Source organism: Nonlabens arenilitoris, assembly GCF_002954765.1.
GTDB lineage: Bacteria > Bacteroidota > Bacteroidia > Flavobacteriales > Flavobacteriaceae > Nonlabens > Nonlabens arenilitoris.
In genome coordinates, this window is the sequence record NZ_MTPW01000001.1 from 3,138,855 (window position 1) to 3,157,621 (window position 18,767).

Annotated in this window: 21 protein-coding genes and 1 pseudogene; 12 read left to right on the forward strand and 10 right to left on the reverse strand. The window is 32.3% G+C overall.

From position 1 onward, the window contains the following. Positions 1-49 precede the first annotated feature (49 nt). On the forward strand, positions 50-1,318 hold the full coding sequence (locus BST92_RS14000) for a DUF2254 domain-containing protein (RefSeq protein ID WP_105072024.1): 1,269 nt from the start codon (positions 50-52) through the stop codon (positions 1,316-1,318). On the opposite strand, the gene panB is transcribed toward BST92_RS14000, so the two are convergent. Further along, positions 1,315-2,133, reverse strand: a complete 819-nt coding sequence (panB, locus tag BST92_RS14005; protein ID WP_105072025.1) for a 3-methyl-2-oxobutanoate hydroxymethyltransferase — start codon at positions 2,131-2,133, stop codon at positions 1,315-1,317. The two genes, BST92_RS14000 and panB, sit on opposite strands and share 4 nt — an antisense overlap. A gap of 58 nt (positions 2,134-2,191) precedes the next feature. Between panB and BST92_RS14010 the strand changes: the two genes are divergently transcribed. Then, positions 2,192-2,683: a nuclear transport factor 2 family protein gene (locus BST92_RS14010; protein WP_105072026.1), complete on the forward strand. Its 492-nt coding sequence runs from the start codon at positions 2,192-2,194 to the stop codon at positions 2,681-2,683. A 3-nt stretch (positions 2,684-2,686) separates the two neighbouring features. Here BST92_RS14010 and BST92_RS14015 read toward each other — a convergent pair whose 3' ends face one another. The 3 genes from BST92_RS14015 to BST92_RS14025 all read right to left on the reverse strand — a co-directional run bounded on the left by BST92_RS14015 (position 2,687) and on the right by BST92_RS14025 (position 6,258). Beyond that, positions 2,687-4,216 carry a PH domain-containing protein gene (locus BST92_RS14015; protein ID WP_105072027.1) on the reverse strand — a complete coding sequence of 510 codons (1,530 nt, stop codon included), beginning with the start codon at positions 4,214-4,216 and terminating at the stop codon, positions 2,687-2,689. Further along, the gene (locus BST92_RS14020) at positions 4,209-4,715 is read right to left on the reverse strand and encodes a PH domain-containing protein (RefSeq protein WP_105072028.1); all 507 of its coding nucleotides are present in this window, start codon (positions 4,713-4,715) and stop codon (positions 4,209-4,211) included. Before BST92_RS14020 ends, BST92_RS14015 begins: the two co-directional genes overlap by 8 nt. A gap of 97 nt (positions 4,716-4,812) precedes the next feature. Next, positions 4,813-6,258 carry an L-serine ammonia-lyase gene (locus BST92_RS14025; protein ID WP_105072029.1) on the reverse strand — a complete coding sequence of 482 codons (1,446 nt, stop codon included), beginning with the start codon at positions 6,256-6,258 and terminating at the stop codon, positions 4,813-4,815. Positions 6,259-6,466: 208 nt separating this feature from the next. On the opposite strand from BST92_RS14025, the gene BST92_RS14030 reads away from it, so the two are divergent. Then, positions 6,467-6,883: a hypothetical protein gene (locus tag BST92_RS14030; RefSeq protein ID WP_245910951.1), complete on the forward strand. Its 417-nt coding sequence runs from the start codon at positions 6,467-6,469 to the stop codon at positions 6,881-6,883. Here BST92_RS14030 and BST92_RS14035 read toward each other — a convergent pair. Both BST92_RS14035 and BST92_RS14040 read right to left on the reverse strand, forming a co-directional pair. After that, complete coding sequence (locus BST92_RS14035; RefSeq protein ID WP_105072030.1) at positions 6,880-7,563, reverse strand: DUF2490 domain-containing protein; 684 nt, start codon at positions 7,561-7,563, stop codon at positions 6,880-6,882. The two genes, BST92_RS14030 and BST92_RS14035, sit on opposite strands and share 4 nt — an antisense overlap. Before the next feature lie 878 nt (positions 7,564-8,441). Further along, the gene (locus BST92_RS14040; protein ID WP_105072031.1) at positions 8,442-8,771 is read right to left on the reverse strand and encodes a winged helix-turn-helix transcriptional regulator; all 330 of its coding nucleotides are present in this window, start codon (positions 8,769-8,771) and stop codon (positions 8,442-8,444) included. 103 nt (positions 8,772-8,874) lie between these two features. Here BST92_RS14040 and BST92_RS14045 point away from each other — a divergent pair, with 103 nt between their 5' ends. The 6 genes and pseudogenes from BST92_RS14045 to BST92_RS14070 all read left to right on the forward strand — a co-directional run bounded on the left by BST92_RS14045 (position 8,875) and on the right by BST92_RS14070 (position 13,455). Next, positions 8,875-9,474, forward strand: a complete 600-nt coding sequence (locus BST92_RS14045) for a nitroreductase family protein (RefSeq protein WP_105072032.1) — start codon at positions 8,875-8,877, stop codon at positions 9,472-9,474. A 127-nt stretch (positions 9,475-9,601) separates the two neighbouring features. Further along, positions 9,602-11,061: pseudogene (locus BST92_RS14050) on the forward strand (DNA recombination protein RmuC). Positions 11,062-11,184: 123 nt separating this feature from the next. Further along, the gene (locus BST92_RS14055) at positions 11,185-11,805 is read left to right on the forward strand and encodes a winged helix-turn-helix transcriptional regulator (RefSeq protein ID WP_105072033.1); all 621 of its coding nucleotides are present in this window, start codon (positions 11,185-11,187) and stop codon (positions 11,803-11,805) included. Continuing rightward, positions 11,789-12,496, forward strand: a complete 708-nt coding sequence (locus BST92_RS14060) for a DUF3307 domain-containing protein (RefSeq protein ID WP_105072034.1) — start codon at positions 11,789-11,791, stop codon at positions 12,494-12,496. Before BST92_RS14055 ends, BST92_RS14060 begins: the two co-directional genes overlap by 17 nt. Beyond that, positions 12,493-12,858: a 6-phosphogluconate dehydrogenase gene (locus BST92_RS14065; RefSeq protein ID WP_105072035.1), complete on the forward strand. Its 366-nt coding sequence runs from the start codon at positions 12,493-12,495 to the stop codon at positions 12,856-12,858. Before BST92_RS14060 ends, BST92_RS14065 begins: the two co-directional genes overlap by 4 nt. Positions 12,859-12,909: 51 nt before the next feature. After that, on the forward strand, positions 12,910-13,455 hold the full coding sequence (locus tag BST92_RS14070; protein ID WP_105072036.1) for an acyl-CoA thioesterase: 546 nt from the start codon (positions 12,910-12,912) through the stop codon (positions 13,453-13,455). A 49-nt stretch (positions 13,456-13,504) separates the two neighbouring features. Here the strand turns inward: BST92_RS14070 and BST92_RS14075 are convergent, their stop codons facing one another. After that, entirely contained in the window at positions 13,505-14,842 is a 1,338-nt protein-coding gene (locus BST92_RS14075; RefSeq protein ID WP_105072037.1) for an aspartate kinase, read from the reverse strand. Between the two features lie 100 nt (positions 14,843-14,942). Here BST92_RS14075 and BST92_RS14080 point away from each other — a divergent pair, with 100 nt between their 5' ends. After that, positions 14,943-15,593: a hypothetical protein gene (locus BST92_RS14080; RefSeq protein ID WP_105072038.1), complete on the forward strand. Its 651-nt coding sequence runs from the start codon at positions 14,943-14,945 to the stop codon at positions 15,591-15,593. An 89-nt stretch (positions 15,594-15,682) separates the two neighbouring features. Here BST92_RS14080 and BST92_RS14085 read toward each other — a convergent pair whose 3' ends face one another. Genes BST92_RS14085 through BST92_RS14095 form a run of 3 tightly spaced genes read right to left on the reverse strand, consistent with a single transcriptional unit; the run spans position 15,683 to position 17,742 of the window. After that, positions 15,683-16,525 (reverse strand): DUF5777 family beta-barrel protein, encoded by an 843-nt coding sequence (locus BST92_RS14085; RefSeq protein ID WP_105072039.1) that lies wholly within the window; start codon positions 16,523-16,525, stop codon positions 15,683-15,685. Positions 16,526-16,582: 57 nt separating this feature from the next. Continuing rightward, positions 16,583-17,353, reverse strand: a complete 771-nt coding sequence (locus BST92_RS14090; RefSeq protein ID WP_105072040.1) for a choice-of-anchor V domain-containing protein — start codon at positions 17,351-17,353, stop codon at positions 16,583-16,585. Positions 17,354-17,364: 11 nt separating this feature from the next. Further along, on the reverse strand, positions 17,365-17,742 hold the full coding sequence (locus BST92_RS14095; protein WP_105072041.1) for a hypothetical protein: 378 nt from the start codon (positions 17,740-17,742) through the stop codon (positions 17,365-17,367). Positions 17,743-17,817: 75 nt separating this feature from the next. Here BST92_RS14095 and BST92_RS14100 point away from each other — a divergent pair, with 75 nt between their 5' ends. Together BST92_RS14100 and BST92_RS14105 are read left to right on the forward strand one after the other, a co-directional pair. Beyond that, a complete protein-coding gene (locus BST92_RS14100) occupies positions 17,818-18,174 on the forward strand; it encodes a hypothetical protein (RefSeq protein WP_235183301.1) in 357 nt (118 codons plus the stop codon). A gap of 1 nt (position 18,175) precedes the next feature. After that, on the forward strand, positions 18,176-18,733 hold the full coding sequence (locus BST92_RS14105; protein WP_105072042.1) for a YceI family protein: 558 nt from the start codon (positions 18,176-18,178) through the stop codon (positions 18,731-18,733). The last annotated feature ends 34 nt before the right edge of the window (positions 18,734-18,767 follow it).

Below are 18,767 nucleotides of genomic sequence, written 5' to 3' on the forward strand. Positions count from 1 at the left end.
TGTGATTATTTTAACCAGTAAATCTAATTTCTTACCCTAAATTGAGGTAATGAAATTCATTTATTTAAGAATAAAATCCTTCATTAATAGTATAACAGGTAGTATCGCTTTCTACCCAACACTATATGCTGTAATCGCCCTTGCGTTTGCCTTTATAATGAAATGGTTAGAGTCACAAGGTATTTCTAGATATCTACAAAACTCATTCTCTCCATTAGTAGTGAATGATGTTGATACAGCAAGAAATATACTAACTACACTTATCGCTGGTGGGATAAGTATTTTAGTATTTTCTTTTTCTATGGTGATGCTATTATTGAGTCAGGCTGCTACTAATTATTCTCCCAGAGTATTACCTAGTCTGATATCAAATAAAACGCATCAATTTATTTTGGGAGCTTTTTTATCCAGTATCATCTATAATATCATCACTATTATAGGTATCGAGCCTACCGGAAAGGATTATCAAATTCCAGGCTTCTCAGTACTTATAGGTATCATTACAGCTTTAATAGCTCTAGCAGCGTTTGTCTACTTTATACATAGTATTTCTTCTAGCATTCAAATCAACAACATACTTAAAAACATTTACCAAAATTCAAAACATCAATTAGAAATTGAAATTGAAAACGATAATGATCATAACGAATTTCCAGACTCTAATAATTGGAAAACCTATAATTCAGTTCAATCAGGTACTATTCAAAATATAAGTTCAACTAGCTTGAAAAGTTACTGCGCTGAACAAGACATTCAAATAGAAATATTATTTCATAAAGGAGAGTATCTAATCATTGATAGCCCTTTATTTAAATGCAATAAAGAACTAGACCAGAACGAAACTGATGAAATACTTAAAAATTTTCTATACCAAGAATCAGAAATTGTAAAAGACAATTATACACTAGGCTTTAAACAAATTACAGAAATAGGAATTAAGGCAATGTCTCCTGGTATCAATGATCCAGGAACAGCTATTAATACTATTAATTTTCTTACAGATTTATTTGCATTAAGACTACAAAGGTCTGATCATTCTATATTAACCGTTGATAATCGACCTTTTGTAAAGCTATCAATAACACCTTTTGATTATTTAATGCACAATATTCTAGCACCATATAGAAATTATTGTAGTCATGATTTTACCGTAATGATGTCATTAATTCAAATGATCAATCGATTAAAAAAATGTAAACATAATAACAGTGAGTATTCAAACATATTGAATAACCAGCTAGAATTAATGATGAATGACGCAGAACAAGAAATTAAAAATCCTAAAGATTTAGAAATTCTCAAAAATTCAATTGATTAATACTGCTCCTTATCATTAGGAAAATCAACGTCCTTTACATCCTTAACATACTGACTTACAGCATTTCCCATATCTTCATATAGGTTTAAATAACGTCTTAAGAAACGTGGATTAAACTCATGTGTCATCCCAAACATGTCGTGAGAAACTAGCACCTGACCATCCACACCACTACCAGCACCTATTCCTATTACTGGAATAGTTAAACTATCTGCTACTTCTTGTGCAAGTGCTGCTGGCACTTTTTCTAAAACTATGGCAAAACAACCCCATCGTTGTAAGGCTAGAGCATCTTCCTTGAGTTTTTCAGCCTCTGCCTTTTCTTTTGCTCTAACCGTGTAAGTTCCAAATTTATAAATAGATTGTGGCGTTAAACCTAAATGTCCCATAACAGGTATACCTGCATGTAAAATACGTTTAATAGAATCCTTTACCTCACTTCCACCTTCTAACTTAACAGAGTGACCACCACTTTCTTTCATAATACGGATCGCACTACGCAAAGCTTCTTTAGGATCACTTTGATAACTACCGAAGGGTAAATCCACAACTACTAAAGATCGCTCAACCGCTCTCACCACACTGCTTGCATGATAAATCATTTGATCCAGCGTTATAGGTAACGTTGTCTCATGTCCTGCCATAACATTACTAGCACTATCTCCTACTAGAATAACATCTATACCAGCACTATCTATAATGCGCGCCATGGTATAATCATATGCCGTTAACATTGATATTTTTTCATTATTACGTTTCATCTCAGTAAGCGATTTTACTGTGATCCTTTTGTATTCTTTTTTTGCAGTTGACATAATTTTGGCAATATATATTTAGTAAAAATACTAATATTACCACACTAAACTAGACAACATGAGAAGCTCTTTACTTTTGATAGGATTTATAGTTATTGCTTTCGCGAAAGCGTTTTCACAACAACCTACTGTCAATGATAGCGTTACAGTCACAAAAAACATATCTGAAAAACAAAAACCTGCTGAAGCGGTTAGAGATTTTTTTGACTTTTTTCATAAAAAAGACACCGTTTCTATGAAATTGATGATGGTTGATCATATCATACTTAATTCACTTATTATTTCTGAAACTAAAGGAAGAAAAATTATCCATACACCTGTGGATTCTTTTTTAAAAAGTATAGCACAGATTCCTGATAGTGTAAGCTTTGAAGAACGATTAATTCAAATAAAAACTACTAATAGTAAGGACATAGCTACTGTAAATGCGAGTTATGAGTTTTATATGAATGAAGGTTTTACCCACAACGGTACAAATGTATTTACCTTACTCTATATAGATGATAAATGGAAAATAGCTTCCATAACGGACACTAGACAATATCCATAATCTCTACATCCAATTTTTTGTAGATTGAATAACATGATTATTAATGTCATTTTGCATGACATTAATCTCCTTTTCTATCAAATATTTTAACTGTCTAGAGCCACCAGCAGTATGTAATTTAAGATGAGCTTCTCCTCGTTTTTTTATAAAAATACTGCGCCATTTTTCTATAGCTTGAGTTTTATAAACTGGTGATATAATTACTGAATTGAATAACCATCCTTTATAAAACACAACAAAATCGTCGTCTCTTATTACTCTACTATTTTTACCGTACTGATAGCCCATAAATCCTATGGCTATTATAAAGCACACGGGAATTATAATAGCCCAGTAGTATTGAAAAAAGATAGCCATCGCCGCTAATGGTAGACCGAATATACTAGCGATATACATATCTAATCGTGCATGCGACCATGGATTAGTTAATAATTCTTTTTCTGATTGTTCTATAGATTCTTCAAATATTAAATGTTGTAATTGAGATTGTAATGCAGGATGACATGCTGGTACTTCAACACTAGATATTATATTATTTTGAGATTGTGCTTGATAGATACGTGCTGTTTTAAAATTCAACAGTTTACGTAAAGGATTGGAATGAAATTCTAATATTTGTATTTTAGATAGTGGAATTTTTATTTCCTTTTTATTCAACAATCCCATACGCACTTCAAGATGATCATCTTTTAATATCATTTTATAATCATAAAATTTATTAATAGACATTAACAAACTAACTACAATAGAAGCTATTAAAAACATAACAACTGCACTTAAAATGACAACCAGTATAGAGTATCCAAAAGCTTCAGGTTGTTTTACCGCTTGCTCTAAATCCACATCCACGGATTCAAAAATATCACCAAAAAAGTTCTCTACTACATCTTTTATTTTATACCAAAACCCTATGATAACACCGATGGCTAGACCACCACTACGTAAATGATTTTGAGTTATCCCAACCTTTAAAAGGTCTATAAAACTTAATTCTAATATAAGTTTAGAATCTATCGTTGACGTCATGTCATTGTTGCTAACTATGGAGTCAGCAGTCTCAATAACATTAGAGTCAATTATTAAGTGCTGTTTTTTTAAGCCTAACAGATCCTTAAATTGTATTGCAAAATGTCGATTTAATGCTGGAATTTCTAATTCTTTAGCCTTAGAACCAGCAGTATCTATCTCGACCGCTACTATACCTAATAGGCGCTGACCAATATTTTGTGTGATATTTATAGATTGAATGCGCTCTAATGGAATGGCTTTACGTTTTTTAAAGATCCATCCTTTTTCGATTATAAGCTCATCACCAGTCACATAAAATTTAAAAAACCAGTATTGAACAATGGGACCTACTAAGGTAACCATGATTATAAATGCAGAGACAGCAATAACTCCCAAAGTACTATTCCACGACCGCATTGAAAAAGCTGCAAAAAAGACAAATGCAATAAGACCTTTAATTCCTTTCAGTAAATAGAATAAAATAGATAATTTACTTTGTCTGGTAGGCTGTGAAATATCAAGCATGTTGTGCCGTCCTTTGTGAAATGTATTCTTTAATAAATCTGGCTTTATCTGGGTCTAATCCAGATATGCTTAAATCACTACTTGATCCACCAGCTGTATAAATATCTAATTCACATAATTTAAAATACCTATCTATGGGACCATGATTAATTTCAGTGTGTTGAATACGGTTAAAAGGTATCGTTATTTGATGATGAAACAACCAGCCATATCTATAAGTAATATCATTTTCTCGCAATACATAACCTCGAACAAAGAACTCTTTGTAAGAAATAAAAATGCTAATTATGAGTAATAACACCCAAACACTTCCTGTCGTTTTCCATATCCAAGGATGATTTTCAACTATAAAAAATGGGATTATCACACCGGCTAGTGATGGAATGAAATAGAACAATTTTGCAACTAATTTTTTATTTAAAAATCGTTTGGGATGTTTTTCAAAACTACTTTGTTCTATTGAAGGTAGTTGATAAGATAATAATTGTTCATTAGTCATATTGATTGATGAGTCTAATTAATTACAGAAATGTTACAAAGTCATATTTATCCTTTTAAATACACCCTATTTACCTTTAATTGACATAAATGTAGATTTAGCAATCCGACAATCCGACGTTTACTGCTAGTCCACCTTCACTTGTTTCCTTGTATTTTGTATTCATATCTTGGGCCGTTTGCCACATGGTTTCAATGACCTTATCTAAAGGAACCTTAGCATTTGCAGCGTCTGTATCTAAAGCCATTTCACAAGCATTAATGGCTTTTATAGCGCCCATAGCGTTACGCTCAATGCATGGCACTTGAACTAATCCACCTATAGGATCACATGTCATTCCTAGATGATGCTCCATAGCGATTTCACTAGCCATAAGTACTTGTGCAGGTGTTCCACCCATTAACTCTGTTAAAGCACCAGCTGCCATGGCACTACTTACACCTATTTCTGCCTGACAACCACCCATTGCTGCGCTAATGGTAGCTCCTTTTTTAAATAAAGAACCTATAGCGCCTGCAACTAATAGGTATTTCTTAATGTCTTCAAAATCTGCATCATGATTTTCAATGACTAGATAATACATCATCACCGCTGGTATTACACCAGCACTACCATTGGTTGGTGCCGTTACCACACGACCTAGTGAGGCATTCACCTCATTAACCGCAAGTGCAAAACAGGAAACCCATTTTAATATCTCACGAAATTTCACTTCAGTAGCGCGTATAGCATCTATCCATTCATACTTATCTGAATATTCAGCACCTTTTTTAAGTTTTAAATGTGTATCAAATGCGCGACGTCTAACATTTAGGCCACCGGGAAGTGTTCCTTCTGTATGGCAGCCTATATACATAGAATCTAGCATCACATCCCATATTTCTTTAAAACGTTTATCTATTTCTTCTTCTGTATGCAGGTATAATTCGTTTTCTAAAATAATATCTGATATATCTCGTCCTTCCCTATCACAATAATCCTGTAAATCTTTTGCTTTTTCTATAGGTCGTGGAAAACATTCAAAATCTAATCTTTTTTGCTTAGCTCGTTTACGTTCTTCTTGAATAACAAAACCTCCACCAATGGAATAATATTTTTCTGAAACGGTTTTTCCATTTTCTAAAAAAGCTCTAAAACGCATACCGTTAGGATGATATGGCAAAAACTTCTTATTAAAATGAATATGAGTACTAGGATTAAAATCAACAAGATGCACACCATCAATCTGAAGTTTCTTATGCTCTTTAAGGTAAGCAACTTCCACAGGTATTTGATCAATCTCACAAGTTTCAGGATCTGCATCAAGCAGTCCCATTATTACAGCGATGTCTGTAGCATGACCTATACCTGTTAATGATAATGATCCATATAAATCTATCTCAATCCCTTTAACTAATGCTATTTTATTAGTATCCTGTAATTTTTTAATAAAACGTCTTGCTGCACGCCATGGTCCTAATGTATGTGAGCTAGACGGTCCTACTCCTATTTTGAGCATGTCAAAAACACTTATGGATTCTATTTTTTTAGCAGTTTCTATCATATATTAAATATTGCTATTTTATTAGCACTATAACGTTATTTGCGGTGTCAAATATAGGAGATATTACACGATATAAATGGATGATTTCAATTAAGAAAATCATACCATTAATAGATCCTTATTTATCACTAATTATAAAATGCCAAAGTAAGAATGTTGACCTTCAGACGACTTTCCAGAAGACTATATTAATGTATAAATTTGCTATATGAAAATAGAAATATTAAGACTTGCTATAGATTTTGGTCTAGTGGTGTTAATCTGGATGGTACAATTATTAATTTATCCAGGATTTAAATATTTTGGCAGTAAGGGATTAGGCAGCTGGCATCACATATATACTCGAAATATTACATTTATAGTAGCTCCTATTATGATTGCGCAACTTATCATAATGTCTTATTTCTGGATAGATTATCCTGCAATGCTCGCTCCAAATATTTTATATACCATCTTAGTTTCTTTAACATGGATAACGACAATGCTTTTTTTTATTCCTATGCACGCCAGCATTGATAAGAACCCAACTGATCTAAAACTATTGAATAAATTAACCAACTGGAACTGGATGCGTGTTTTTTTATGGAATACTATTTTAACCCTTGATTTATTTTTATTGTTTTAGATATTTTGGAAGACACTTAATACGAATTGGCCTTTTTTAATAGATGGTGTAAATTCATGCATATATCCAGCCTGAAATTTAAAAGTTTCGTTGAACTTATAGCCTATTCCAGCATATGACCAATTTCTGTCAAAGTATTCTACGTTACTAATTCCTGTACTAGTTTGACCATTTATAAAAGTTTCATTCCATAAGGCTAAATAATATGTTTTATTAATAATTTGTCTATTATTAAATGGCACATTTACAAAGAGCATATATCTAAAACGAGTACGGAAATCTTGATTTTCCACAAAGCGTTCTTCTATCCTTATCCGATGCTTGATCTCGAAAAAATCTGACACCTCACTATCCCACCAAATATCTTGGTGTAAACGATGCTCATAACTAGTCGCATCACTTTGACCACGAGCACCACTGTTAAAATATCCGTATCCAGTATACAATTTAATTTGAGTTCCTTTTGGTTGATACCCTATAGCTGCACGACCAATAAATTGCTGAAAATCATTTGGAATTTCATAAGATCTATACTGAAAGTCGATAGCAACTTTTAAACGATTGCCAATATCTGTATTTATAAAATATTGATTCCATAATCCAGTTTCACTAATAGATTTTTGACCTGACATAATAAAACATGATATTGACACCATTAATAAAAGAACTATCTGACGCATAATTTATTTTTAATTAACAAATTAAAGACTCTGATTTTAAAAATAGTGTATCATTAACCCGATTCTAACAGTAAACTTTGATTTATTTATGTTTATCTTGATGACATGTTTATCATCGGTTACAGCTGGCGTCATAATTTACTAATAACGAATCCTTCTTACAATCATTTGTATTAACTAAATAAATTGAAGAAACTATTTTATGATTTTAATTTTATTTTAAATAATCAAAAAAACTAACCTATTTAGTTATATAGTCGCAATAACTACCGCGCAAATTATAAGCAATAATACTTTTAATTTTTTGAGACTGCATTAAATGCTCTTGAGCTATTCGATTAAATAAGTTCAAATAATTAATTAAGCTATAACACATGCGATATTAATACATCCATATCTTATGCTTGTTTGGAAAAGTTACGCTATTATTAGTATGAAATGAACTAACCTCTAAACTAATTGTAAAGCACATAATGGACTATAGATCGAAGAAAAAATTGATGATATCTTAGAGTGTTTTATCAAGCGTATTAATTGATCAAAAAAAAGTTATGATGGTTTAATTTTTCAATTAGAATCTTTCGGTATTGATTCCATAATGATTCTGAGATTATCAAAATTAGAATATTGAAATTAACTCATAGCTTTTGCTATATCTCTAAGTTTTGAAATGGAAACACATTTTCTAGATATGCTTAAAAGAGATCAGATGGTCTCGAGTATCCAGTAGTAACATTGAAAATAGAATTACTTACGAATTGGAAGTGACTAAAGAAAAATTTAATTTTTTGAAAATTGGCTCTAAGTCCCTAACGATTATTAAATATTAGATGATATAAAAGTTAAACTTTAGATTATATTGATTAAGAAGTCAAATATTAATTGGATACAGAAACCGTATTTCCCCAGTCTGCAATAGATTTAATTAAAGGTATAAGAGTTTTACCTAAGTCAGTTAGTGAATATTCTACTTTTAATGGTGGTTTAGTGGTGTAAACCTTACGTTCTACGATACCATCTTCTTCAAGAGTTTTAAGTTGTAAACTCAGTGTTCTCTCAGTAACTGCAGGCATTTCTTTTCTTAACTCATTATAACGCAATGGTCCTTCAATAAGATGATATATGATAACCGTTTTCCATTTCCCACCTATTATGCCCATGGTAAGACTGGCACAACATGGATATTCTTTACCTTTAAATGAATACATAAACTTTTCTAAAAATTAAACGATCTTGTTTCATCATCATTGCAAAGATATAATACTATACATACTTTTGCAGCTATACTAATTATAGTTTAAAAATAACACAATGAGTTTTATAAACGCAATGCAAGAACGTTATACAACCAAGCAGTATGATAGTTCAAAAAAAATAGATGGAGATACAATAAATCAGTTAAAAGAAATTTTAAGATTGAGTCCATCTTCAATCAATAGTCAACCATGGAAATTTACCTTTGTATCGGATCAAAATACTAAAGAAGAATTATCTAAAGTCTCATGGATTAACACCAGTAAAGTGGTTGATTGTGATACACTTGTCGTTTTTAGTAGAATTGATAATCTTGATTTATTTGAAAAACAAATAGAGACTGAACTACCTAAAGGTGCTGTTGATTATTATAAAGAAAACGTAAAGCCACAGCCAGTAGAAGCTACTAAAGCTTGGTTTGATAAACAAGTTTACCTTGCATTAGGTGTTTTTCTCAGTGCTTGTGCAGACATGGGAATTGACGCTACACCTATGGAAGGTCTTGAACCTAAAAATTACGATAAAATCTTAGGCCATAGTGACTATGCAACCCTTGTAGCAGTTGCCATAGGATATAGAGATCAAAATGATTTTAATCAACCCAGTAAAAATCCTAAATCCAGAATTGCCATCGATAAAGTTATTAAAAGCGTTTAATTAAATACCCCATTTTATTTTATAGCCCAAATGATCTGATTAGATCTTTTGGGCTTTTTAATAACTTCTTGCTCTTTCATTTTAAAGCTCTATACTTCCTTTTTACCTTTACATAAATTCATTATTTATGTCTTCAGAGCTATCTGTTTTATTCTTTGTTTTACTAGGCATCATTATAGGTGCTGTAGTCACGTGGTTATTTATGAAAACGCGTTTTGCAGGATCATTAAATCTTCTTGATTCTGAAAAATCTCAGTTACAAAATCAGCTTTTACAACAAAAAGAAGCTCTTTTAGAACGTGATCAATTACGATTAGAATCTAGTAACCTCAAAGCTCAGTTAACTTCTAAGCTGGAAATACAACAAGACCTGAATCAAAGACTTGATAAACTTGAAAAACAATATATAGAAGTTAATCGTGAAAAAAGCAACTTAGAAATACTTCTTGCTGAACAGCGTACGTCATTTGAAAAAGCAAATGAAAAACATGCAGAAGCTCAACAGGAAATTGAAAAGCTCAACGAGAAATTCACTAAAGAATTTGAAAATTTAGCTAATAAAATTCTAGATGAAAAAAGCAGCAAATTCACCGACCAAAACAAAAAAATATTGAACAAATATTAAGCCCGTTACAAGAGAAAATATTAATGTTTGAAAAACGTGTTGAAGACACCCATAAAGACACCATTGAAAGACAAAGTATTCTCAAACAACAAATTATAGGTCTTAAAGAGCTCAATGAGCAAATGAGTAAGGAAACAACTAACCTTACTAAAGCATTAAAAGGAGATGCTAAAATGCGAGGTAATTGGGGTGAGCTAGTACTAGAAAGAGTTCTTGAAAAATCTGGCCTTGAAAAAGGATCTGAATATGAAGTCCAGCAAAGTTTTAAGACTGAAGAAGGTAAAACAGTATTCCCAGATGTAGTCATTAATCTTCCTGGTGGTAAAAAAATGATTATAGATTCAAAGGTATCGCTTAATGCTTACGAACGTTTTGTAAATGAAGAAGATGAGGAATTACAAGATCGTCATTTAAAAGAGCATGTTAACGCTCTTAAAAAACATGTAAATGATCTATCTGGTAAAAACTATCACGAGCTGTATCAAATAGAGAGCCCAGACTTTGTCTTACTTTTTGTGCCTATAGAACCAGCTTTTGCGATGGCTCTTAATGCAGACAGTAATCTATATAGTGAAGCGTTTGATAAAAATATAGTTATCGTAACGCCTACTACTCTATTAGCCACATTGCGTACAATAGATACTATGTGGCAAAATGAGAAACAACAAAAGAATGCCTTAGACATCGCAAATGCTGCTGGTGGACTGTATGATAAATTTGTGCTCCTTACAGAAGATCTTATTAAAGTAGGTAGTCAATTAGATACCGTTAAGAAAAGTTACTCTTCAAGTATGAACAAACTGACTGAAGGGTCTGGTAACCTTATAGGACGTGTTGAACGCCTGAAAAAATTAGGCGCCAAGGCTAATAAAAATCTTAATGAAAAACTCCTCAATCGAGCTATAGATAATGATCCAGACTTTTTAGATGGCAGTGATGAAGAACCTCGTTTAAACCAATAATTATTACACAATAATGTAATATATATTAATTATTACACTTTTATGTAATAATATTGAATATTACGTATTAATGTAATATATTTGAATTATTACTTAATCACGTAATAACATTAAGAATACAATATGGAAGTAGTAATAGCAGGCGATATTATAGGTTCTAAAAAGAATATCCCAGATGACTACCTAAGTGTTATAGAACCCATTCTCAAACACTACTGTAAAAAAAATATGTATCAAATTTATAGAGGTGATAGTTTTCAAGGATGGATACATACTCCAGGACAAGCACTGTACGCTAGTTTACACATAAAAGCAGCTCTTAAAGTAAGAGACACACTAGATGTGCGTGTTGCCATAGGTCTAGGCGATATTAATCTTATCGATCAAAACATAGCTTTATCTACAGGAACTGCCTTAACTCGATCTGGAGAACTGCTTGATTCTTTAAAAGACAAAGATCAAAACTTAATGGTAAGCAGTGGCAACCCATTAGATCGTTATATGAATACAGCTTTAAAAATGGCACTTTTATCACTAGATCATTGGACCGCAAACGGAGCTGCAGTTATTAACCAAATAATGAGTAAACCTCATATCACACAAGAAGAACTAGGACAAAAATTAGGCATAAAACAAGCTACAGCTAGTAGAAGATTAGATAGAGCACACTGGAAAGAGATTCAAGAATTACTTCATTTATTTGATCAATATTATAAAGACATCAACGATGCTACTACTTATTAAACTTTTAATTGCTCATTTATTAGGTGACTTTATTTTACAGACCAATTCTTTTACTAAGAAAAAAGAAAAGCATCAACTTAAATCTCCTCATTTATACATTCATGCGATAATCCATGGCCTTTTAGCATTATTGTTTTTAAATGATCTAAAATGGTGGTGGGCAGCAGTAATAGTGACCATTACACATTTTATCATTGATGCTGGTAAATTAAAACTAACCACAAAGAAAAATGCGAGATGGTTATTTCTTATCGATCAATTATTACATATACTAGTCATTTGTCTTTTATATACATTTCTAGCACAAATCGACTTACTAGAAGATATTGTTATAACAAAGAATACATGGTTATTCATGTTATGTGCCATATTCCTTACCAGCCCAGTGGGAATCATGCTTAAAGTGTTTTTTACTCGATGGAAACTAAATGAAAAAGATACTGGTATTGACTCTTTAAAAAATGCTGGTAAATGGATAGGAATGATAGAAAGACTACTGGTTTTTGTTTTTATTATCTCGGGTAATTTTAGCGCGGTAGGCTTTTTACTAACTGCAAAATCTGTTTTTAGATTTGGAGATTTAAGTAAAGCAAAAAATATGAAGCTAACAGAGTACGTTTTAATAGGCACTTTGCTTAGTTTTGGAATTGCAATCCTAGTAGGTTTGCTATTTAATAGTTTAATGATATGAAAAAGATTTTAGGTGTAATACTTGCAACCATATTAATAATGGCCATTTTATGGTACAGTTTTCTATATTTTGCTAGTTATTCAGACGGGTACAGGTCTGGCGAATTAATTAAATTTTCTAGTAAAGGTTATCTAGTTAAAACTTGGGAAGGAGAAATTTCTCAAGGTATTAGCGGTGCTCAAATCTTCTCATTTTCTGTAATGGATAGTGAACCTGAAGTGATTGAAAAACTACAAGAATATCAAGGTAAATATGTGAAATTAAAATACGAAGAGAAATTCGGAACCTTTTTCTTTTGGGGTGATACTAAGTACTTTATCACTGAGGCTACCTTAGAAAACTCACCTCATTTTAATAAATAAAATTGTTTCAAATACGCTTTCGCGAAAGCGTATACATCATAACTCACTACTATGAAAGAGCTATATAAATCACCTGAGCAATCCAGAGTGATGCTTTCTTTGTTAATGCTACCATCGCACGCCAATTTCTCAGGAAAAATACACGGTGGTTATGTTCTTTCATTAATAGATCAAATTGCCTTTGCGTGTGCCTCTAAACATAGTGGTGTATATTGTGTAACAGCCAGTGTTGATGTAGTTGATTTTAAAGCACCTATCGAGGTAGGCGAAATGGTAACGTTGAAGGCAACAGTGAATTATGTAGGTAAATCGTCAATGGTCGTAGGGATACGAGTCGATGCAGAAAATATTCAAACAGGTGAATCTAAACACTGTAACTCTTCTTTTTTAACCATGGTGGCCAAAGATGAAGAAGGAAATACAGTCACCGTTCCTGGCCTTAAAATAAGTAATGAAACTCATGTGCGTCGATTTGCAAGAGCGATTAAAAGAAAACAAATTAAAAAGAAAAGCGCCCATGAAATTGCACAGGCAAATTTCTCAGACGCTAGTTATAAGGAAGAATTAAAGAATTATAATGTTCAAATATCTCTTTAAAAGAATAGCTACTTAATTACTGTTTTTCATGTATCCTTCTTTTTTGTAATTAATAAGCAACGGCGTTTTCCTGTTGGAATTCAAACACATAGCCCTGTAATTTTTGTAAAGTATTTAATTTTTGATCTGTATTGATTAATAATGATATATTATTATTACTACCTCCATAAGAGATCATGCGCACTGGTACATCTTGTAATATTTGAAATAAATGCGGAGTGTCTTGATGATAAATGATGTTATTACCTACCAGACATACGATACTCATACCTTGATCTACATCTACACTAGCAATCTTCTCTAGTTCTTCTACTATAGCATCTAGATGTAAAGGATTATCTATGGTAAGGGAAACAGCTATTTCTGACGTGGTGATCATATCTATAGAAGTCTCGTATTTCTCAAAAATTTCAAATACTTTTTTAAGAAAACCATGTGCCTGTAACATTCTTGCAGACTTTATCTTAATAGCATAGATACCGTCTTTTGCCGCGATAGCTTTAATGCCTTTTCCATGTACATGATGTGTTATTAAAGTTCCATAAGAATCTGGAGACATGGTATTTTTTAAACGTACAGGAATATTGAGATCTTTTACAGGTATAACCGTTTGAGGATGTAAAATTTTAGCACCGAAATAAGCAAGCTCTGCAGCTTCATCAAAAGATATATTTGAAATAGCAGTCGTGTTTTCTACAAAACGCGGATCATTATTATGAAAACCATCAATGTCTGTCCATATTTGCACTTCGTCTGCCTCTAGGGCTGCTCCCACTATAGAAGCTGTATAATCACTACCGCCACGTTGTAGATTAGATACATTTCCCTGAACATCTAGACATATAAAACCTTGAGTAATGTAAATATCTGCCTCACTATTTTCATTTAAAACTCTTTCTAGATTTTGTTTGATATAAAAAGAATCTGGCTCGTCATTATTATCGATGCGCATAAAATCTAAGGCAGGTAATAATGCGGCGTTTATACCTTCTTGTTTTAAAAATCTACTGAATAGAAAGGTAGATAACAGCTCTCCTTGAGCAACTATTTGATTATAAATCAATGTGGTATGCTTTGAACTGACAAGCTCTATCAAATCCGTAAAAATATCATTTACATATTTTTGAGATTCACTTACAAGCGAGCTATCATTTAACAATTCCTCTATAGTATTTTGATAACTACTAGCTAGTCGCTGTATAAGAACAAGTGCAGATTCCCTTTCTTTTAAGCGTATCTTTTCAGATATTTCTACTAAAGCATTTGTAGTACCAGACATAGCAGATAACACCACCACTTTTTTAGTACCATCATTAATGATATTTTTTACATGATTCATGTTTTCTACAGAACCTACTGAAGTGCCACCAAATTTTAAAACTAGCATTTAATTAATTTTTTGATAAAAATACAGCCACTTCTATGGTGCTAGAAAAAATATAACAAAATTAGTTTAATTTTGCACAAGATGTTAAATAGTTAACAATATGAAAACGATAGCTGATTGTGTTGAAGAGATTTTAGTCACTCAACCATTTCTAGAAGAAGCATTATCTAGACGCATCATTAATTTCTCTGCCCTAGCCGAAGAGTTACAAGAGCCAATAAGTGGCATGCTTAGAAAACCAGTGAAAACTGGCGCGATTATGATGGCGTTAAGACGTTACAATCCGCCCAAAGATTTAAGGCATTCTAATAACTTAAAGTCTATTTTAAAAAATCTAGGCGATATAACGGTTCGATCTAATCTTGTAGATTTTACTTTTAAAAATTCTAGCACTTTATTCATAAGTCATAGCAAGATTTTAGAATCGATAAATACAACTATTTTTTATGGATTTTCTAAAGGGATTCATGAAAGTAACCTAGTTATTTCCATGAGTGAGAAAGAAAAAATACAAACTCAATTTGCCGATGAGATTATGACCAGTACTCAAGAAAATTTAAGCGCCATAAGTATCGCTTTACCAGAAAACAATACTCAAGTCCCTGGATTATATTATCAAATATTTAAACGTTTTGCGTGGGAAGGCATCTCGCTGCATGAGGTTATTTCTACCACAAACGAGTTCAGTGTACTTGTAGAAAACGATACGGTAGACAAGGCATTTTCGGCAATTAAAAAGTTGGGGCATTAATGACTAAATGATACTAAAATAAGTCACCTTAATATAGTATTGTGATGACCATTTAGCTTTGATAAAAGTGAAGAACAACAAACACTGTTTTAAAATACACGTACAAGATTAAATCCAAAGAAAAATCTACCATCTGTCCAATCTCCTGTTCCTTGACTTAAAAAGCCATTAGTTAACATAGGTTGAGAATTTGTAAAATGTAGTTGGAAAACATGGCCACCAGTCTCTAGATCAAACCCAACACTCAATGGGTTAACAAAAGGACTACCATCTGCCCTATTTAAATGATATCCATAGTCTGCGTTAATAGACCATCGATTAGTCAATTTATAGCGTGCACCTAATCCTAGAGCATATTGCGTATTATCTTGAGGATCATAACTTACAAAATTTTCATGAAAAAGTGTTGGGCTTATTTGAGCAGATAATTTCTTAGATATCTTACGAGCAATAATCACTTGCGCTGTATAGCCCAATCTATTTTCAAATTCAATTTTAGGCAACACTTCTTTATCTAATCCCGTATTAATATCAACAGCTGTAAAAGCAGATATACTAAAAGGAAAACCCGTTGTTTCTTGCTCTTTGAGTTTAAATTTACTGGCTAATTGATAGGTTTTGTTAAAAGAACTACGGCTGGCTTCTATATGCATCCAGTCTGTTAAGCCATATACAAATTGAAAACGAGTCACCGCTTGGTCCAATCCAAAGAGATCATCAAAACCATTCTCTACACTTCCAAAACGATGTGAAATGATTAATTGAAATTCATTTTTTGCAACCAGTTTTGTCGTTTCAAAATTGACCACTTTAAGAGATTTCCAGGTAGATGTGACGGTAGTACTCTGATCTGGCTCAAGTCCATCTAATAAATCATCCTGAGCATAGAAAAGAATAGGTAGTAAATAGAAAAGGTAGGTTAGGTTTTTCATAACGGTAAAAAGCCGCTTCTTATCAACTAAAAAGCGGCTCGGATTAAAGGGGAAGAATTATTTTTTTATAAATCGCTCTGTTGTAACAGCACCATTTACAGTAACATTAGCTAGATAAATACCAGATTTTAAATTAGAAACATCCAGCTGATTTTCTTGATTTAAATTCACTTGCTTAATAAGTGAACCATTCATATTATATATTTCTAGCTGACCTTGATCTAATTGGTTAAGGTCAATATTTAAAACATCATCAGCTTCGGTAGGATACATGTTAAAACTAGTAATCAATAAATCTATATCATTAGAAAGAACTTGCATAGAATTACCTGAAACCATTTGATCTCCACTATTTCCAGAAGCATTATTAGCTTGTATGGTAGCATAATAAAAAGTTACTGGTCCAACGCTCATATTAGGTGCTCTCCATGAAAAAGTCCATGTAGGACTATTAGTGGCTGAATGGGTTAATCCATCTGTAGTACCACCATTGCGTAATTGACTTCCAGTACCAGCAGTCCAGTTCCCTACTTTCACACCATTTTGATCTTCGGCGGTGATATTAAAACCAAATTTATTAACGGATGATCCATTGATAGCTAAGGTTAAATTGTAGGTAGTACCTGCAGTATAACTCGTGGGCACACCAGTTAATACAGGTGTTCCACCATGGTTTGCGCCTGGTGCATGACAAGAAGTACAGTTTGAGTTTGAATCTCCTGGTGATCCAGAAAAGTTACCACCTTGACCACTTGTGAATCCTACTAAAACCAACAGTACTATTGGTAGTGCTGTTAATAGACTGTAAAAAGAGTAATTTTTTTTCATAGCTTTTTAATTTAGTTCGACAGTATTGCTTGATCGATTTTTACTTCTTCAAGAAGTTCATCATAACCTAAGCATCTACCTTTAATTATTATTAATTGGTTTTCTTTTAGTTTTTGATCAGCAACCATTTCAATAAAAATTTGCTCATCTAGTATAATAGTATTCTTTTCTACATTAGTTACTTTACCTTTTACTTCTATTATTTGATCTAAAGCTCTCTGATCGTTTTGTAAATCTTGATCTGTAAATAACCCTATTAATGCTTGAGATGTAAAAGAGGCTGATGATTCACTTTGCTCAACATCAACATGATCTTGATACAAATAATTGTATCCGATAATGGCGATAAGACCAATTAATAAAAACCCAAAAAGTAATTTTTTTATCATTTGTTGAAACAAATATTGTTTAAATTTATAACAATTAAATCACAAGAGTATATATTTAGCTCAAAATTTAACTGCATGAAATACAATCTGTTATACATTATTCCCGCTTTTATCCTTATTTCTTGTACAAATACAAGCACAGATGATCTTACAGATAATGAGCCTATTACAGAACTAGTAACCTACAATATGGATATAGCACCTATCATACAAAATCAATGCACTCAGTGCCATAATACAACCAGTCCATCTGGTGGTTTAGTATTAGAGAATTATGACGATGTACGTATGAGTACAGAGACTGGCTCATTAATTGATAGAATTACAAGAAACATAGGTGATCCATTGATCATGCCACAAAATGGTCAGTTACCACCTACCAGTATTAACCTGATCACGCAGTGGCAAACTGATGGTTATTTAGAAAATTAATATGAAAATTATATATCTCGCGTTTTTAGCCTTAGTTAGTATATCATCTATTAGCTCAACACAAACCGATCGATATCAAACTAGAACCGGATCCATAAGTTTTGAAGCATCTGTTCCCACTTTTGAACCTATTAAGGCAGTTAATAAAAGTACCACAGTGGTACTAGATATGAAAACAGGAAATATCGCTGCGCTTGCTTTAGTTAAAGGATTTAGATTTCCTATTGCCCTTATGCAAGAACATTTTAATGAAAATTACATTGAAAGTGATGATTATCCCAAAGCAATTCTTAAAGGCTCTCTTTCTGACTTTGATGCCAATACATTGTCACAAAACATTTCTACGACATTCATTTTTGATGGAACCATTGAATTACATGGAAAGAAAAAAATAATTTCATTTCCGATTTTACTGAATCCATCTGGTGAAAACATAAAATTAGAATCTAATTTTAATTTGAAACCAGCAGATTTTGATATTGAAATCCCATCTATAGTTTCTAATAAAATAGCCCAAGAAGTTCAAGTCTCAGTAAATGCCATATTAAACAAGAAGTAATTATTAAGAGGTAAAAAAGCCTCGTAAACATTTG

Coding starts and splice junctions, on each gene's coding strand:
- BST92_RS14000 (WP_105072024.1), top strand. CDS start 50: ATGAAATTCATTTATTTAAGAATAAAATCCTTCATTAATAGTATAACA.
- BST92_RS14045 (WP_105072032.1), top strand. CDS start 8,875: ATGAGTTTTATAAACGCAATGCAAGAACGTTATACAACCAAGCAGTAT.
- BST92_RS14070 (WP_105072036.1), top strand. CDS start 12,910: ATGAAAGAGCTATATAAATCACCTGAGCAATCCAGAGTGATGCTTTCT.
- BST92_RS14060 (WP_105072034.1), top strand. CDS start 11,789: ATGCTACTACTTATTAAACTTTTAATTGCTCATTTATTAGGTGACTTT.
- BST92_RS14025 (WP_105072029.1), bottom strand. CDS start 6,258: ATGATAGAAACTGCTAAAAAAATAGAATCCATAAGTGTTTTTGACATG.
- BST92_RS14075 (WP_105072037.1), bottom strand. CDS start 14,842: ATGCTAGTTTTAAAATTTGGTGGCACTTCAGTAGGTTCTGTAGAAAAC.
- BST92_RS14090 (WP_105072040.1), bottom strand. CDS start 17,353: ATGAAAAAAAATTACTCTTTTTACAGTCTATTAACAGCACTACCAATA.
- BST92_RS14085 (WP_105072039.1), bottom strand. CDS start 16,525: ATGAAAAACCTAACCTACCTTTTCTATTTACTACCTATTCTTTTCTAT.
- BST92_RS14105 (WP_105072042.1), top strand. CDS start 18,176: ATGAAAATTATATATCTCGCGTTTTTAGCCTTAGTTAGTATATCATCT.
- BST92_RS14035 (WP_105072030.1), bottom strand. CDS start 7,563: ATGCGTCAGATAGTTCTTTTATTAATGGTGTCAATATCATGTTTTATT.
- BST92_RS14065 (WP_105072035.1), top strand. CDS start 12,493: ATGAAAAAGATTTTAGGTGTAATACTTGCAACCATATTAATAATGGCC.
- BST92_RS14015 (WP_105072027.1), bottom strand. CDS start 4,216: ATGCTTGATATTTCACAGCCTACCAGACAAAGTAAATTATCTATTTTA.
- BST92_RS14040 (WP_105072031.1), bottom strand. CDS start 8,771: ATGTATTCATTTAAAGGTAAAGAATATCCATGTTGTGCCAGTCTTACC.
- BST92_RS14010 (WP_105072026.1), top strand. CDS start 2,192: ATGAGAAGCTCTTTACTTTTGATAGGATTTATAGTTATTGCTTTCGCG.
- BST92_RS14055 (WP_105072033.1), top strand. CDS start 11,185: ATGGAAGTAGTAATAGCAGGCGATATTATAGGTTCTAAAAAGAATATC.
- BST92_RS14020 (WP_105072028.1), bottom strand. CDS start 4,715: ATGACTAATGAACAATTATTATCTTATCAACTACCTTCAATAGAACAA.
- BST92_RS14030 (WP_245910951.1), top strand. CDS start 6,467: ATGAAAATAGAAATATTAAGACTTGCTATAGATTTTGGTCTAGTGGTG.
- BST92_RS14095 (WP_105072041.1), bottom strand. CDS start 17,742: ATGATAAAAAAATTACTTTTTGGGTTTTTATTAATTGGTCTTATCGCC.
- panB (WP_105072025.1), bottom strand. CDS start 2,133: ATGTCAACTGCAAAAAAAGAATACAAAAGGATCACAGTAAAATCGCTT.
- BST92_RS14100 (WP_235183301.1), top strand. CDS start 17,818: ATGAAATACAATCTGTTATACATTATTCCCGCTTTTATCCTTATTTCT.
- BST92_RS14080 (WP_105072038.1), top strand. CDS start 14,943: ATGAAAACGATAGCTGATTGTGTTGAAGAGATTTTAGTCACTCAACCA.